This window comes from Halonatronum saccharophilum DSM 13868, assembly GCF_000517025.1.
Lineage (GTDB): Bacteria > Bacillota > Halanaerobiia > Halobacteroidales > Halobacteroidaceae > Halonatronum > Halonatronum saccharophilum.
Genome location: NZ_KI912095.1, coordinates 515,945 through 531,966 on the forward strand (window position 1 = coordinate 515,945; position 16,022 = coordinate 531,966).

Here is a 16,022-nt window from a genome sequence, read left to right on the forward strand (position 1 = left end):
GGCTTCTCTTTGGTCTCTACCACATAGCTTATTTTAAGTTATATCTCTTGCTCCAAATTTTATTTTATAATCTAATTCACTTAACTCTTTACTCTTCACTACTTCTCTTCCCAGCCCATAGATCTTTTAACTGCCTTCTTCCATCCACTATATAGTTTTTCTCTTTTCTCTTCTTCCATCTGAGCAGTAAATACTCTATCTACCTTCCTTTTAGCCAATACCTCTTCCTTACTATCCCAATAACCAACTGCTAATCCTGCTAAATATGCTGCACCTAAAGCAGTAGTTTCAGCCACAACAGGCCTTTCTACGTTGCTTCCTAATATATCAGCTTGGAATTGCATTAAAAAATTATTAGCTACAGCTCCACCATCAACCTTTAAATCTTTAAGACATAATTTAGAGTCAGCCTCCATTGCAGTTAGAACATCTCTAGTCTGATAAGCTAGAGATTCTAGTGTTGCACGAATTATATGCTCTTTACTACTTCCTCTAGTCAGCCCTACAATAGCTCCTCTAGCATACATATCCCAATAAGGTGCCCCAAGCCCAGCAAAAGCTGGTACAACATAAACCCCATCAGTACTATCAACTTTGGTAGCAAAATATTCGGAGTCAGAAGCATCTTCAATCAACTTAACTTCATCTCTTAACCATTGTACTGCAGCACCTGCAATAAATATACTACCTTCCAAAGCATACTTAACCTCTCCACCAAGACCCCAAGCAATAGTAGTTAATAAACCATTTTCAGAAGGAACTGCTTTATTACCAGTATTCATTAACATAAAACACCCAGTACCATAAGTATTCTTAGCCATTCCTTTCTCATAGCAGCCTTGACCAAAGGTTGCAGCCTGCTGGTCTCCAGCTATCCCTGCAATAGGAACATTTTGACCAAAGAAATGATAATCTACAGTCTCTCCATAAACTTCACTACTTGATTTAACCTCTGGTAACATTGATTTAGGTATATCTAAGATATCTAGTAACTCTTCATCCCATTTTAGATCATAAATATTATAAATTAAGGTTCGAGATGCATTACTATAATCAGTAACATGGACTTCTCCACCTGTTAACTTCCAAATCAGCCAACTATCTATTGTACCAAATTTCAGTTTTCCTGCCTCTGCTCTTTCTCTAGCACCATCTACATTCTCTAAAATCCACTTAACCTTAGTACCAGAAAAGTAAGCATCAGTTACTAAACCAGTCTTGCTTCTGATCTTCTTTTCTAAACCATCCTCTTTTAACTTATCACAAATACTAGCTGTTCTCCTATCCTGCCATACAATAGCATTATGAATAGGCTTTCCAGTATCAGCATCCCAAACCACAGTAGTTTCACGCTGATTAGTAATTCCTATCCCAGCTATCTGTACTGGTTTTATATCAGCCTTAATCAATGCTTCAGAAAGAACACCAATTACAGATACCCAAATCTCATGGGGATCATGCTCTACCCAGCTAGGTTTAGGGTAATGTTGTTTAAACTCCTTTTGAGCAACACTGACAATTTCACTATCTTTATTAAAAATTATTGCTCTAGAGCTTGTTGTCCCTTGGTCAATAGCTAAAATATACTTTTCCAATTTTATTCCCCCTCTATTATTAGTTTTCTATACTCTGTACTTCTTCACATATCTCTTGATCTAACCTTAAAACCTCTGGTAGATAAGCACGTATCAGTTTTTTATAGACAAATCCACCCAATACTCCCCCCAATAACGGGCCAACAATCGGTACCCAGAAATAATAATTCTGAGCCACAAAAGGCGTTGAGCCCCAACCTGCTACAGCAGTAAATAACTTAGGTCCAAAGTCTCTTGCTGGGTTAATAGCAAAACCTGTTAAAGTTCCTCCAATACCGCCAATCCCTGCTACTAATAAACCTATTGCTAGGGCAGCACCTATCCCTTTAGGAGCCACACTATTTAAAGGTTCAGTCATAGCCATAACACCTATTATGAGTATAGCAGTTAAAATTAATTCAATCATCATCGCCTTTGGATTAGATATATTATCCATTGCAAGTGTATGAAATATAGTCATATTAGCTGCAGTTTTTTCTGTAAACTGCTCAGAGTAGATAAAATAAGCACCTGCAGCACCTAAGAAAGCACCAGTAACTTGAGAAGTGACATAAGGCATTACCTTCTTCCAAGGAAAGTCTCCTACACTGGCCAAAGCAACTGTTACTGCTGGATTAATATGCGCTCCTGATACGCCTCCAGTAACATAGATAGCAATTGAAACACCCAATCCCCATAGCAAACATAACTCCCACCAGCCAATATTAGCTTCAACTAAAACTAAATTAGCTACTACTCCAGCACCAAAGAATAATAATATAGCAGTACCAATAACCTCTGCTATGCATTCTCCAAACAAACTATTATTTTCCATCAAAAAGCCTCCCTTATTATTTTTTGATATAACACAAACACGTTTGAACTTTTATTACATACCACCCCACTTCATTGTAACGTATCTAAACTACTATATCTTATAAGGGTTATTAAGCTCTATATATAATTATAATCTTATTAAACTTGTTAAGCTTGTTGTTATAATATTTAAAGTTTGTTAAAGAGATTAAATCAAGTGCCAAAAATTTAAATTTATACAACTTTTTTCTAATTTTGGTATAGATAAACCCCTAATTAACCCTCTTAGACATAGTATCCCCAAAGGGCATAGTTATCCTAAGAAAATTAATTAGGGGTTCTCTTCTTCTCTACCCTAATTTAATTTTACTATATTCATATATTATTATTATTATAGCAGAAAGATTCCACCTTTACAAAATAAATATTAATTTCACAAAGTCCCATTCAACTCTTAATCAAAATCACAATCCCATAACTCCTTCTGACTTGTAGATATAGCTATAATATCTTCTTTAAGTAATTTTTTTAGTTGAGTGAATTCTTTAATTAATCCACCTGCAATAATTGGAATATCTAACTTTTCTTTTAAATCATCTATTAATTCAGGGATAACTAATCCTGGCAATACTTCTACTAGGTCAGGTTTAGTTGAATTTACTATATTAATACCAGTTCTAAGTGATTCAGAATCTAATAAAAATAATCGTTGTATTGTTATTAAACCTTCCTTTTTAGCACAATTAATCAAATAACTCTTAGTAGTTACTATGCCATCAACACCTATCTCATGGGCCAAATATTTTATAGCTTCCTTATCATTACCTATCCCCTTAATCATATCAACATGTAAAAAAACTAGAGTATCTAATTCTATAGCCTTATTTACTAACTCAGCTAAATTTGATATCTCCCCTCTTAAAACAAATAAAACATTTATCTTATCAATTGGTACTCTTTCTAAATCATTTAAATCTTTAATTGCAGCAATTATCGGTTTCTTATTTAACACGTACTCTAAATACATAATCCCCCTCCTATAGACTACCTATGTTATATATAATCATTTCAAGAAAATTTCTAAAAAGCCTTTATAATTATTAAAAGGTTAACTAATTACGCTAACTTTATTTATCATATTAATTATTATTAACAAAAAATAAAAAAATACTGATTTTATCAGTATAATAGAATGGTACCGAAGGTCGGGTTCGAACCGACACGGGCCAAAAGCCCACCGGATTTTAAGTCCGATGCGTCTGCCAATTCCGCCACCTCGGCTTACCTACCAATTGATAATTGATAGATTAAAATTGATAGTTAAAATCTTAATTTCTTAAAATCTTTTAACTGTCAATTATCAATTTTCAATTGTCAACTGCTTTATTTGGAGGCGGCACCCAGATTTGAACTGGGGAATAAAGGATTTGCAGTCCTCGGCCTTACCACTTGGCTATGCCGCCACAAAATATAACTATTAATTAAGAGTTTAGAATTAAAAATTATTTGAACTCTTTAACTTTTCCTTCTTAATTGTTAATTCTTAATTATTTTTTATATGATACCCCTCAATATGATACCCCTCAATGTTTTAAAAAGCAAAAACATCTCGTGGTGTCGTAATTCCATACTTTCTTAGTAGCACAATAATTCAATGCCACTCTTTAACTCTAACGAAACTATATGGTACCCTTTCAAGGATTTAAAATTCAAAATCCCTTTATGGTGTAGAAACTATAAATTTTTTTGAAAGATAATCATCAATGTTAATGTTTTAATCATTTCGAAACTATATGGTACCCCTCAATGTTTTAAACAGCAAAAACATCTCGTGGTGTCGTAATTCCATACTTTCTTAGTAACACAATAATTTAATGCCACTCTTTAACTCTAACGAAACTATATGGTACCCCCAAGGGGATTCGAACCCCTGCCGCTGAGATGAAAACCCAGTATCCTAGGCCACTAGACGATGGGGGCCTAGTATTTAGTTGAAAGTTTATAGTGGATAGTTAAGACCTTAAATTCTTAAAATCTTTTAACTGTCAATTGTCAACTATCAATTATCAACTGTTTTAAATGGTGAGCCATGGAGGATTCGAACCTCCGACACCCTGATTAAAAGTCAGGTGCTCTACCGACTGAGCTAATGGCCCTCATTTTTATTAGTTTACAATATAGAATCAAAGATTAAATCCTTAAAATCTTTTTAAGTATAATTTTCAATTATCAACTGTTCTTTAAGCTAAGTTTATTTTTCAAATTTCTTCAACAATTATTAATTCTATATTATTTTTTATTAAAAGTCAAAAAAAATAATATTATCCCTCAGCACCTTTTATATAATAATATATTAAAACAAGTTTGTCAATGATTTTATCAAATAATCTTAAAACATCAATGAAAAAGGTGTTATTACAGAGAATTTATATTCCCTACTATGCTTAAAACCATAGTAAGGAATTATTATTTAATTAATCTATGTCTATTCCTTCAGGTAACCAATTTCTAACAAGGTCTAAATTATTATCTACAAATTCCTTAGCTGCTTCTTCTGGATCCATACCATCTTGTATCATCAACATTACTGACCCTAACTCTTCAGTTGTTACTTGATAGTTCTCTAAAAATCCAGCAACTTCAGGTAGGTCTTCTCGAATATCTGGTCTTCCCATACTCTTAATATATTCACCTGTACCCATAGTTAGATCTGGATCCTCTAAGAACTTAAGGTCCCACTTAGACCACTTCCAATGGGGTTTCCATCCTGTAACAGCAATCCACTCTTCATTGTCAATAGCTCTGGCCAACTCTGCAGTCATAGCTGGTCCACTACTAGCTTGTAAACCCCAATCTTCTAAATCATAGTTTGGCATAACATCCTCTTCTATTAAGATCATTTGTGCAGCACCTGGATCAATTCCAACTATCCTACCATCAAATTTATCTTCATAATCCTTCATCTCCTTTATGCTATCAATATCAACATAACTAGGAACTACAAGTCCAATTTCAGCCGACTCATAATTGTCATTTAACTCTACTAATCGATCTTCAAACTGCTCCCAGTAAAACTTATCTGTATCAGGTAACCAAGATGAAACAAAGGCATCTAGTTGGCCCTGAGCTGTACTTTGATACTTAGCACCTGTCTCTAATGATGAAACTTGAACATCATAGCCCATTCTCTCTATAACTTCTTGAACAATATGAATAGAAGCTTCTGCTGAAGCCCATTGTACATATCCTAACTTAACTTCTCCTTTATTCTCACCTTGATTATTTGCTTGTTGAGGAGAGCTTAATAAATCACAACCTGTAATTGTAACTAGTAACAATAAAGCTAAACCTACCATCATAAACCTATTACTATTCGTAAAAATAATAAATCCTCCTTTAATTTATTTATTATTAATTGATTAACTTATAACAAACTAAAATTATGCTTTGCTTTGACCAATACCACTAGTAATTCTATCTAAAACAATAGCTAAGATAACTACTGCCAACCCTGCTTCAAAGCCAATACCAATCTGCATTCTTTGAATTCCAGTTAATACCGCTTCTCCCAAACCATTAGCACCGATCATAGAAGCAATTACTACCATAGATAAAGATAACATAATACTTTGATTAATCCCAGCCATAATAGAGGGCAAAGCCAACGGCAACTTAATCTTAACAAGCATCTGTAATGGAGTTGATCCAAATGAAGTCCCTACTTCTTCTAGTTCATCTGGCACTTGTTTTAAACCTAATTTAGTTAACCTAATAGCTGGGGGCATAGAAAATACAACTGTTGCCATTACTCCAGGAACATTACCGATCCCAAAAAACATAACTGCTGGAATCAGATAAACAAAAGGTGGCATTGTCTGCATAAAGTCTAATGCAGGAGTAAGAAAATCATCTAAGAACTTATTACCACTCATTATTATCCCAATCGGTATCCCTAAAAACAAGGCAATGCTGGCAGAAACTAAGACCATTACAAAGGTCTGCATAGTAACAATCCATAATCCCATACTAAATATTAATAAAAATCCAATTATAGTGAAAAGTGCAACCTTCTTATCGGCTAATAAATAAGCAACTAAAGCAAAAACTATGATTAAAACTATAGGTGGCAGAGATAAAATCAATGATTCAACACCACCCATAAATCCTCCTACTATTTGAGCAATTAAGGCAAATAATGGGCCAAAGTTGATAAGTAAAAAATCAATAAAGCTCTCAACTACTAAACCAATCGATAAATTCATCTACATTCCTCCTTCCGCTAAATTAGCTAATACTGTACTTTTAACTATTATCCCTAATAATTTATTATTATCATCAACTACTGGTAACGGTATATCTGAACCGGCAATATTAGAAAACAACTTATCAATACTTTTTTCTGGTCTAGCTACTGGTATTTCTTTTATTAAACCCTCCAAATTATTTTGACCATTATTGACAGCTTCTAAAGCATCTTCAACCCTTACAATTCCTTTAAGCTTACGTTTCTCTCCTACAACAAAGATACTAGATATCTCATTCTCCTTCATCTTATGCATAGCAGTTCTAGGACCATCATTACTATAAAGCAATGCTAAAGGCTTGACCATTATATCATCTGCAACTAAAATTCTAGAACGGTTAACATCTTTGACAAATTCTTTTACATAATCATTTTGGGCATTAGTTAAAATTTCTTCTGGTGTTCCCAGTTGAACTACCTCTCCATCCTTCATAATTGCAATTCTATCACCTAACTTTAGAGCCTCATCTAAATCATGAGTAATAAAGACTATAGTCTTATCCAATTCTTCATATAATTCTAATAACTGATCTTGCATATCCTTTTTAATCAAAGGGTCTAAAGCACTAAAAGGTTCATCCATTAATAAAACCTCTGGTTCAACAGCCAAAGCCCTGGCTAAGCCTACACGTTGTTGCATACCACCACTTAGCTGATCAGGGTATTGATCTTCCCAACCTTCTAGTCCAACTTGATTTAAGGCCTTTTTAGACCTTCTCTCCCTTTCACTCTCTGGAATATTTTGAATTTCTAACCCAAACTCCGCATTCTCTAAAATAGTCCTATTTGGTAAGAGACCAAAGTTCTGAAATACCATTCCAAATTTTTCTCTTCTTATTTGGCGCAAACTCTCTTTATCTAAATTAGTTAAATCTTTACCATCTATTTTAACTTCGCCGGCTGTCGGCTCTACTAACCTATTTAAACATCTTAACAAAGTAGATTTACCACTTCCTGAAAGCCCCATAATCACAAATATCTCTTTTTCTTTAATATCAAAACTTACATCATTAACTCCTACCGTTAAACCCGTCTTCTCTAATACTTCTCTTTTAGAATATCCCTCTTTAAGCAGTCGAACTCCTTTATCTGCATCATCACCGAATACCTTATAAAGATTTTTTAACTCTAGCTTCTTCATTAATCATCCTCCTATTTTCTAGTTAAACTAAATTCTTATAATTTAAAGCCTCTAACAAAAACATTATCCCTAATAAAAAATCTTTGAGATAATAAATCACCTCAAAGATTTAAAGACCTTTATATAAATGTTAATCAAAATTATTAACGGAAAAATAGCATCCAATATAGATCATATAATACTAATTATATTTTGTCAAATCTAAACCTTTGTACTTAATTTAGGGTGAATTGCAATAATAGATTAGTTAATTATTTTACAAATTCCCCAAAAGGTCTTCTTCTCTAAAATAATTAGATCAATAAAAAAAGCCAACGACTAAAGTCATCGGCTTCATTTTCAGTGTACCTTTATAAAATTGTCATTATTTAATTAACTCTCTCTATATATTCTCCACTTCTAGTATCAACTTTTAAAACATCTCCTTTGTCAACAAACAATGGAACTTTAACTTCAAATCCAGTCTCTAAAGTAACCTTCTTTGAACCACCACTAACTGTATTCCCCTTTACAGCAGGAGGTGACTGAACTACCTCTAATTCCACAGTATCTTCTATCTCTACCCCAATTGGGTTATTTTCATACATTTGTACCTGTATGTCAGCATTTTCTTTAAGATAGTTTACTGACTCTCCCATCTGTTCACTGCTTAAGGTTAACTGCTCATATGTATTTTTATCCATAAATACATAGTCATCACCACTTTGGTAAAGGAATTGGTACTCCCTAGTCTCTACAAAAGCCTTGGCAACCTTCTCACCAGATCTAAATCGTTTATTTATAGTCTGACCAGTCTTAATATTTTTGAGTTCTGTCTGTAAAAAAGCCCCACCCTTACCTGGTTTAACATGATCATAACCTACAATGCTATATAACTCTCCATCCAGTTCAATAGTCATTCCTGTCTTAAAGTCCTTAGTTGAAATCATCTTCTCATCCCCTTCTTGGTAATAGTTCAGTGTAAAATTAAAATCAAGACCTATTTCTTATTTTATATTTATACTTCTTTGTTGTCAATTAACCCTATACTACAATTAACTCCTTAGGTGATTGAGTTAGAATCTCACACCCACCTTCTTTTACAACTACTATATCTTCGATTCTAACTCCTCCAAACTCAGGTATGTAGATTCCTGGTTCAACAGTAACTACCATACCTTCTTCTAGGACAACATCTCCTTTGGGTGATAACCTTGGCCCTTCATGAATATCTAAACCTACTCCATGACCTAAACCATGACCAAAATAATCTCCATAACCGGCTTCTTTGATAATATGCCTAGCTATCTTATCAACTTCAGATCCCTTCATTCCAGCTTTAATGCCTTTAATAGCTTCCTCTTGGGCCTTTAAAACTGCATAATAGACCTCTTTTTGTTTTTCTGTTGGCTGCTCTCCAACAACTACCGTTCTAGTCATATCTGAGTTATAGCCGTCAAAGACACAACCAAAATCCATTGTTAAAAATTCACCCTTTTTTATCTTCTTATCACTGGCTACGCCATGGGGTAAAGCTGATCTTTCACCAGAGGCTACTATGAAGTCAAAAGCGTTGTCAGTTGCTCCATTCTTCTTCATAAAAAACTCTAACTCTAAAGCAACCTCTCTCTCTACTCCTCCTACTTCAATATGATCTAAAATATTAGTAAAGGCCTCATCAGTAACCTTAATTGCTTTCTTTAACTTATCTATCTCCTCATTACCTTTAACCAACCTCAACTTCTTTACTAAGTTTTTAGTAGATTTAAGCTCTATATTCAACTTTTCTTTATATTTTAAGTATGTATTATAATTCTCAAACTCACCTTCAAAACCTAAAATTTCTAAAGACTCTCTTTTAATTAAATCATTAATCACCTTTAAATTAGAGTCCTTAAACTCTATTACCTCACAATGGGGTGCTTGATATTTAGCTTGATTTGTATATCTAAAGTCAGTTACTAAAATAGCTTTACCCTTAGTTACAAGCAAAGATCCTGCTGTACCGATAAATCCAGTTAAATACCTTCTATTCTCAGGGTTATGTATTAGTATTCCATCTAACTTCTCTTCTTTTAGTACATCTTGTAATTGTTCAATTCTCTCTTTCATAAATTAACTCCTTTCTGTAATTTAGCCAATAGCTACTAGCTAGTAGCTATTGGCTAAACCCTAATTCTTCTAAGTAGTGCTTCCAAAGCTAAAAGATAGCTATCTGGGCCAAAGCCTGCAATCTGACCTTGGACAACAGGGGAGATTACCGACTTGTGCCTAAACTTCTCTCGCTTATAGATATTACTTAAATGAACCTCAATTATTGGAATATCTATAGCTGCTAAAGCGTCTCTAATAGCTATACTATAATGGGTAAAGGCTCCTGGATTGATAATAATACCTTCAATATCCTCATTAAAAACCCTATGTATATTATCAATTATCTCGCCCTCATGGTTGGATTGAATAATATCCATATTGACACCCACACTTCTTGCCTTAGAGATTAAAGTATCATTTATACGATCTAAGCTCCTCTTACCATAAAATTCAACTTCTCTGACCCCTAATAGATTGAGATTTGGCCCGTGAATTACCAAGATCATCTTTTATTCCCTCCCCAACTCATTTACTACCTCTTTAATATTATTAGTATTTACATCAGAGGTTATTACTACCTCACCTACCTTCTTTGCTAATATAAATCGTAGTTCTCCAGATTTTACCTTTTTATCCTTCTTTAAAGCTCTTATAATAGCTTCAACTTTTAAATCATCATAAGAAGTAGGTAAGCCATAACTCTTTAATATATTCTCTTGCTTTATTAGATCCTCTTCACTTAGAAGTCCCTCTCTAAAAGCTATCTTCGCTGCACCTACCATACCAATACTTACACCCTCTCCATGGACATACTTCTTATAATTACTTACTGCTTCAATGGCATGACCTATAGTATGGCCATAATTTAATATGGCTCTCAACCCTTCTTCACGTTCATCCTTAGAGACTACTTGGGCTTTAATCTGACAAGACTTCTTAATTAAATGAATCAAGGCCTTAGTATCTAAGTTGAAGATCTCACTCTTATTATCGATTAAAAAATCAAAGAACTGTTCATCCCAAATAACTCCATACTTGATCACCTCAGCTAAACCAGCCTTTAACTCTCTTTTTTCTAAGGTCTCTAAAACCTCTATATCGGCTACTACAAGCTTTGGTTGATAGAAGTTGCCGATAAGATTCTTTCCTAGAGGATGATTAACTGCAACCTTACCTCCAACACTACTATCAACCTGAGAAAGTACAGTAGTTGGAATCTGAACAAAGTTTATCCCACGCATATATGTAGCTGCAATAAATCCTCCAATATCTCCAACTACACCTCCACCTAAAGCAACCACTGTCGAGCTTCTATCTAAACCAAAGTCTACTGCTTTATCATATAAGTCCTTGGCGGTATCCAAAGACTTATACTTCTCACCGTCACCAATTTTGGCTACTTTAACTGAAAATCCACCATCTTCAATGGAATTTTTGGCCCTTTCTCCATAAAGGCTATAAACTAGATCATTACTTATTAATAAAACCTTTGGCCCTAAATCAAGGTCTTTTAGATACTCACCAATTCTATCTAATATTCCCTCACCTATCTTTATATCATAACTTCTTTCACCTAAATTTATTCTAACCTCTTCCATAGTTATCCCCCCTTTTTTATCAATTCTTAACTATCTTTATTATCTCCTCCACAACCTCTTCTACCTCTAACTTATTCGTATCTATCTTGTAAGGTGTGCAATCATACTTATTCCTTCTGTGCTCTAACATACTCTTAATCTTTGCCAAAGGGTCTTCAACATTTAAAAGGGGGCGATTATTATCATTACTAGTTCTTTTTAAAATCTCCTTGGCACTTGCTTCTAGTAGAACAACTATTCCCTTTTTCTTTAAATTGTCGATATTTTCACTTCTTAAGACAACCCCACCACCTGTTGATATCACTTGCCTATCCTTCTTGGAGAAATCAGCTGTTACTTGAGATTCTAAGTTCCTAAAATAACCTTCTCCATCTTGAGCAAAGATCTCTGGGATACTCCTTCCATCCCTCTTTACTATCTCTTCATCTAAATCTATCAAGTCATAAGCCAATCTCTTTGCTAAAATCTTGGCTACTGAAGTCTTACCAGTCCCCATAAATCCAATCAAAGAAATATTCACTTTAATTACCTCCCTTCAATATCTTGGAGATAATTATTATAATTTCTCTCCATCTCTTCTATACTATCTCCACCAAACTTCTCTATAAAGGCTTTGGCCAGCTCAAAGGCTACTACCGCTTCACCTACTACACTTGCTGCAGGAACTGCAGTTACATCTGACCTCTCTACACTTGCTTTAAAAGTCTCCTTGCTTTTTAGATCTACTGAAGATAATGGCTGATATAAAGTAGGAATAGGCTTCATAGCAGCTCTTAGGATTAATCCTTCTCCATTTGTCATTCCACCTTCAATACCTCCAGCTCGATTTGTCTTACGATAAAAAGCACTATCATAAAAAATCTGATCATGAACCTCTGATCCCCACTGCTTTCCTGCTGCAAAACCTATACCGATCTCTACTCCTTTAATAGCCTGAATACTCATTAAAGCAGCAGTTAACCTAGCATCTAACTTACGATCCCATTGCACGTGACTTCCTAAACCTACAGGCAAAGGAGTCGTTCTTATCTCAAAGATCCCACCTAAAGAGTTTCCTTCTTCTTTACATCTATCAATCTCTTCAATCATCTCTTCAGTAGTATCTTGATCTACACACCTTAAAGGAGAATCTTCACTTATCTTCTTTAGCTCTTCTAAGTTAAGATTAACCTCCCCATCAAAACTTACCTTTCCTACTTGTATTACATGTCCCCCTACTTCAATATCAAAGTTTCTTAATAAAACTTTTGCTACTGCACCTACAGCTACTCGCATAGCTGTTTCTCTAGCGCTGGCTCTCTCTAATATATTTCTAATATCATCCTGATTATACTTTAACGCTCCAGCCAAGTCTGCATGGCCTGGACGTGGTTTGCTAACCTTAGTCTCTACATGCTTAATTTTATTCTCTTTCTTTATACTTATCTCACCTTTATCATAACCACAATTACCAAAAGGAGCCATAACCTCTTCCCAGTTTTTCCAATCATTATTCTCTATCTGTAAAGTTATTGGACTACCTGTTGTCCTTCCTCCTCTTATACCTGATAAGACCTTTATCTTCTCACTTTCTATCTTCATCCGGCCTCCACGACCGTAACCCTTCTTTCTTCTTGCCAATTCGTAATCTATATCCTCTCTACTAATCTTTAAATTGGCAGGCACCCCTTCTAAAATCGCTGTAATAGCTCTTCCATGTGATTCTCCTGCAGTTAAATATCGCATTAATTATTCCCCCTTCTACTCTACTCCTCTTGATTGTTGTTGATTAAACTTCTTGATTGTCTAGGTCAATTCCTCCTAAATACCAAATTTATTTGATTTTAATGAAAAAATCTGATTTTTCTTTTACAAAGTTAACCATCTATTCTATAATGTATTCATAAGCAGATTAAATAGGAGGAATTAAATATGAAGATAAGTAAATCAACTAAACTAAAGAAAGAGTTTATTCTTATTTTAACCTTATTTGCTTTATTAACTCTCTTAGGGTCAACAATTTCTGCCCAAGAAGGTGATAATTTTTTATGGGAAGTTAGTTCTGAAAATAACCGAGTATATATTTTAGGATCAATCCATTTAGCAAAGAAAGATATTTATCCTTTAGATCCTATAATTGAAGAGTCTTTTAACAGATCTGATTATCTAGTTATCGAAGCAAATATTCAAGATATTGATGAGAGTCTAATGCAACAATTCGTTCTTCAACGTGGTCTTTATATGGATGGAAGTAATCTTAGAAGCAATATATCAAAAGACCTTTATGATCAAGTCCTAGAAGAAGGACAAAAGTATGGACTAGATCCTTTTCAATTAAATTTTATGAGACCTTGGCTTATATCAGTAACTTTAGAAATGTTAAGGTTTGAGTCCCTAGGCTATAAAGCAGAGTATGGAATAGACAATTACTTTATCACTAAAGCTACTAACAATAAAGAGATAATAGAATTAGAATCTGCAGAATTTCAATTAGAAATGTTAAGTTCTTTCTCACCTAAATTACAAGAGATGGCTTTAAAATCTACTATCGAAAATGGTATCTTTGCTGAAGAGATAGTTGAAATCCTTTTTGACTATTGGCTAAGAGGAGATACCAAGGGATTAGAGAAATTGTTATTCAAAGATCGTATAGAGAACCCTGAACTTGAAGAATTTTATTTTAAGGTCTTTGATCAAAGAAATTATACTATGACTGATAAGATACTTAAATATCTAGAGGATGAGAACGACTACTTTGTAATAGTGGGAGCAGGTCATTTGATTGGAGAAGCTGGAATCATAAACCTACTAAAGAAAACAGGATACTCTCCAAAGCAACTCTAACTTTATCCTGTTAAAGCAATAATAGGTAATGGGTACTGAGTGCTAAGTAAGATATAAAGACCTAGTTTAAAAGTTTTCACTTTTCGTCTCCATCTTTTATGCCAACTTCATACCCATAACCCTCTTTGCTAATTAAGGTAATCTTATCCTCGCCTTCAATTCTAACTTCAAAGGATTTAAAGATCTCACCTTCTTCTAACAAATAGCTCTTCCCATCTTTTTTCACTAAGGCAACTCCCCTGCCCTCCATAGACAATATCCCTTGCAGGGTTAATTCAATATCTAATGATTTTTTAGCCTCCTCCTCTTCTTTAGAGGATTGATAAGTAAACTCTCCACTTCTTCCCTTATCTTCACTTAAGAAGGGGCTTTCTCTACTTGGATCATTTAAATGCTCTTTAGATAAAGGATTAAAATTTTTATTATCAGATAATCCTTCAATCTCTGCTTCTGTCGTTATCTCTTCTACCTTTAAATTATCAACTTTTGCAATATCTAAATCATCATTGCCAACTAATAGATTGGCCCATAAAAAGGTGGCTAATATGGCTAAAACCAAAGCTAAATATCGTTTCCATTGGGGGAGATCTTTTAAATTAAATTTTAAGTTTTTGTTTATGATATCTTCACTCCCCATCCAAAGAATATATGTATAGATATGCCTCTAATTCAACATCCCCATTACCTCTATCTACAATCCCTAAACTTTCTATATTAATCAAACGTTTCATAGACTCTATCTTCTCTAAAAAAACAACCATGCTCTGATAACTTCCTGAAAGTAATAAATCAATAGCTTGCTTATTATAATTTTCCTTTTTAGTTACTTCTCTAGGAGAGAATATCTCTAACTTCACATCACTTCTTCGGGCCAACTCTTCTATATCAGACAAAAAAGCACTTAACTTAATATCCTCTGGCATTGTCATATCTAACTCTTCTAATTCTTCTCTTAAAATAAGCAACTCTTTTTCCAGTTCTTGGAATTCCAAAGCACTCTTATTGACTTCCTCTAGTTGCAACTGCTTACCTTCTAGATCTCCTCTTAACTGTTCTATCTTAGCTAAAGTTGGTCTAAAAGCGAAAAAATATGAACCTAAGAGCACTAAAATAGAAGTTAATATTATAGAGAAAACAATAACCCTACTATCAAACTTAAATAACATTAATAATACCTCCCTTTGAGATAAAATTTAACTCTTTCTCCCTCTTTTTGATTCATAAAATCTATATCCATATCATAAAAAAATTGATAAGCTTCTAAGCTATCTAAAACCTCTACAACCTCAGCATTACCTAAACCCTCCCCTCTAAATCCAACTCCTTTATCACCATCAATCTTAAAGTAGGTTAACCAAATTCCTTTAGGAATTAAAAAATTTAAATCATTAAGTAAGTACGAATGGTTTAAAGAAGAAGATAAACTATTTATCTTTTGAATTTTATAATCAATATCCTTAACTAGTAAATAAATCTCCTCTTCCGTATCAATTATATTTTGAAAGTTATTCACCTCATTCTCTATAGTATGTATACCTCTCTTATAACCTTCTAGCCTTTTGTTTAAAATATTAGAATATGATATAACTATTAAAATGACACTTATTAATATCAAAATAGAAAATTTCTTATAACTTTTATATCTCTGTTCTAACAAGAACTCCCTTGGCATTAAATTAATCATAATATCACCT

At 33.8% G+C, this 16,022-nt stretch carries 16 protein-coding genes and 4 tRNA genes; 1 reads left to right on the top strand and 19 read right to left on the bottom strand.

The features are described 5' to 3' along the window. Positions 1-98: 98 nt before the first annotated feature. The 16 genes from glpK to aroC form a co-directional block, all read right to left on the bottom strand. Positions 99-1,595 carry a glycerol kinase GlpK gene (gene glpK / locus HALSAC_RS0109725; protein WP_027340108.1) on the bottom strand — a complete coding sequence of 499 codons (1,497 nt, stop codon included), beginning with the start codon at positions 1,593-1,595 and terminating at the stop codon, positions 99-101. Between the two features lie 19 nt (positions 1,596-1,614). After that, positions 1,615-2,409: an MIP/aquaporin family protein gene (locus HALSAC_RS0109730; protein ID WP_027340109.1), complete on the bottom strand. Its 795-nt coding sequence runs from the start codon at positions 2,407-2,409 to the stop codon at positions 1,615-1,617. Between the two features lie 435 nt (positions 2,410-2,844). Then, positions 2,845-3,417 (bottom strand): glycerol-3-phosphate responsive antiterminator, encoded by a 573-nt coding sequence (locus HALSAC_RS0109735; RefSeq protein WP_035571590.1) that lies wholly within the window; start codon positions 3,415-3,417, stop codon positions 2,845-2,847. 166 nt (positions 3,418-3,583) lie between these two features. Next, a tRNA-Leu gene (locus tag HALSAC_RS0109740) sits at positions 3,584-3,671 on the bottom strand. Between the two features lie 107 nt (positions 3,672-3,778). Beyond that, a tRNA-Cys gene (locus HALSAC_RS0109745) sits at positions 3,779-3,853 on the bottom strand. 441 nt (positions 3,854-4,294) lie between these two features. Then, positions 4,295-4,370, bottom strand: a tRNA-Glu gene (locus HALSAC_RS0109750). Positions 4,371-4,470: 100 nt separating this feature from the next. After that, positions 4,471-4,546, bottom strand: a tRNA-Lys gene (locus HALSAC_RS0109755). Positions 4,547-4,864: 318 nt separating this feature from the next. Continuing rightward, the gene (locus HALSAC_RS0109760) at positions 4,865-5,746 is read right to left on the bottom strand and encodes a glycine betaine ABC transporter substrate-binding protein (protein WP_035571729.1); all 882 of its coding nucleotides are present in this window, start codon (positions 5,744-5,746) and stop codon (positions 4,865-4,867) included. Positions 5,747-5,830: 84 nt separating this feature from the next. Continuing rightward, positions 5,831-6,652, bottom strand: a complete 822-nt coding sequence (locus HALSAC_RS0109765) for an ABC transporter permease (protein ID WP_035571591.1) — start codon at positions 6,650-6,652, stop codon at positions 5,831-5,833. Further along, the gene (locus tag HALSAC_RS0109770) at positions 6,653-7,834 is read right to left on the bottom strand and encodes a quaternary amine ABC transporter ATP-binding protein (RefSeq protein WP_027340113.1); all 1,182 of its coding nucleotides are present in this window, start codon (positions 7,832-7,834) and stop codon (positions 6,653-6,655) included. A 368-nt stretch (positions 7,835-8,202) separates the two neighbouring features. Next, complete coding sequence (gene efp, locus HALSAC_RS0109775; RefSeq protein WP_027340114.1) at positions 8,203-8,763, bottom strand: elongation factor P; 561 nt, start codon at positions 8,761-8,763, stop codon at positions 8,203-8,205. A gap of 94 nt (positions 8,764-8,857) precedes the next feature. Then, positions 8,858-9,925, bottom strand: coding sequence for a M24 family metallopeptidase (locus HALSAC_RS0109780; protein WP_027340115.1), 1,068 nt, complete (start codon positions 9,923-9,925; stop codon positions 8,858-8,860). Between the two features lie 53 nt (positions 9,926-9,978). After that, positions 9,979-10,413 (bottom strand): type II 3-dehydroquinate dehydratase, encoded by a 435-nt coding sequence (aroQ, locus tag HALSAC_RS0109785; protein WP_027340116.1) that lies wholly within the window; start codon positions 10,411-10,413, stop codon positions 9,979-9,981. A gap of 3 nt (positions 10,414-10,416) precedes the next feature. Beyond that, a complete protein-coding gene (aroB, locus tag HALSAC_RS0109790) occupies positions 10,417-11,505 on the bottom strand; it encodes a 3-dehydroquinate synthase (RefSeq protein WP_027340117.1) in 1,089 nt (362 codons plus the stop codon). A 19-nt stretch (positions 11,506-11,524) separates the two neighbouring features. After that, entirely contained in the window at positions 11,525-12,025 is a 501-nt protein-coding gene (locus HALSAC_RS0109795; protein ID WP_027340118.1) for a shikimate kinase, read from the bottom strand. 5 nt (positions 12,026-12,030) lie between these two features. Continuing rightward, complete coding sequence (gene aroC, locus HALSAC_RS0109800; protein ID WP_027340119.1) at positions 12,031-13,230, bottom strand: chorismate synthase; 1,200 nt, start codon at positions 13,228-13,230, stop codon at positions 12,031-12,033. A 186-nt stretch (positions 13,231-13,416) separates the two neighbouring features. Here aroC and HALSAC_RS0109805 point away from each other — a divergent pair, with 186 nt between their 5' ends. Then, entirely contained in the window at positions 13,417-14,328 is a 912-nt protein-coding gene (locus tag HALSAC_RS0109805) for a TraB/GumN family protein (protein ID WP_027340120.1), read from the top strand. Between the two features lie 76 nt (positions 14,329-14,404). On the opposite strand, the gene HALSAC_RS0109810 is transcribed toward HALSAC_RS0109805, so the two are convergent. From HALSAC_RS0109810 to HALSAC_RS0109820, 3 genes are read right to left on the bottom strand one after another with little or no spacing between them, the layout of a single operon-like run. Continuing rightward, positions 14,405-14,965 carry a hypothetical protein gene (locus tag HALSAC_RS0109810; protein WP_027340121.1) on the bottom strand — a complete coding sequence of 187 codons (561 nt, stop codon included), beginning with the start codon at positions 14,963-14,965 and terminating at the stop codon, positions 14,405-14,407. Then, positions 14,955-15,494: a type IV pilus inner membrane component PilO gene (locus HALSAC_RS0109815; protein ID WP_027340122.1), complete on the bottom strand. Its 540-nt coding sequence runs from the start codon at positions 15,492-15,494 to the stop codon at positions 14,955-14,957. The genes HALSAC_RS0109810 and HALSAC_RS0109815 overlap by 11 nt, the downstream gene beginning before the upstream one ends. Next, a complete protein-coding gene (locus HALSAC_RS0109820) occupies positions 15,494-16,012 on the bottom strand; it encodes a PilN domain-containing protein (protein WP_027340123.1) in 519 nt (172 codons plus the stop codon). Before HALSAC_RS0109820 ends, HALSAC_RS0109815 begins: the two co-directional genes overlap by 1 nt. Positions 16,013-16,022: the final 10 nt, after the last annotated feature.

Coding starts and splice junctions, on each gene's coding strand:
- HALSAC_RS0109730 (WP_027340109.1), bottom strand. CDS start 2,409: ATGGAAAATAATAGTTTGTTTGGAGAATGCATAGCAGAGGTTATTGGT.
- HALSAC_RS0109735 (WP_035571590.1), bottom strand. CDS start 3,417: ATGTATTTAGAGTACGTGTTAAATAAGAAACCGATAATTGCTGCAATT.
- HALSAC_RS0109760 (WP_035571729.1), bottom strand. CDS start 5,746: ATGGTAGGTTTAGCTTTATTGTTACTAGTTACAATTACAGGTTGTGAT.
- HALSAC_RS0109765 (WP_035571591.1), bottom strand. CDS start 6,652: ATGAATTTATCGATTGGTTTAGTAGTTGAGAGCTTTATTGATTTTTTA.
- HALSAC_RS0109770 (WP_027340113.1), bottom strand. CDS start 7,834: ATGAAGAAGCTAGAGTTAAAAAATCTTTATAAGGTATTCGGTGATGAT.
- efp (WP_027340114.1), bottom strand. CDS start 8,763: ATGATTTCAACTAAGGACTTTAAGACAGGAATGACTATTGAACTGGAT.
- HALSAC_RS0109780 (WP_027340115.1), bottom strand. CDS start 9,925: ATGAAAGAGAGAATTGAACAATTACAAGATGTACTAAAAGAAGAGAAG.
- aroQ (WP_027340116.1), bottom strand. CDS start 10,413: ATGATCTTGGTAATTCACGGGCCAAATCTCAATCTATTAGGGGTCAGA.
- aroB (WP_027340117.1), bottom strand. CDS start 11,505: ATGGAAGAGGTTAGAATAAATTTAGGTGAAAGAAGTTATGATATAAAG.
- aroC (WP_027340119.1), bottom strand. CDS start 13,230: ATGCGATATTTAACTGCAGGAGAATCACATGGAAGAGCTATTACAGCG.
- HALSAC_RS0109805 (WP_027340120.1), top strand. CDS start 13,417: ATGAAGATAAGTAAATCAACTAAACTAAAGAAAGAGTTTATTCTTATT.
- HALSAC_RS0109810 (WP_027340121.1), bottom strand. CDS start 14,965: ATGGGGAGTGAAGATATCATAAACAAAAACTTAAAATTTAATTTAAAA.
- HALSAC_RS0109815 (WP_027340122.1), bottom strand. CDS start 15,494: ATGTTATTTAAGTTTGATAGTAGGGTTATTGTTTTCTCTATAATATTA.
- HALSAC_RS0109820 (WP_027340123.1), bottom strand. CDS start 16,012: ATGATTAATTTAATGCCAAGGGAGTTCTTGTTAGAACAGAGATATAAA.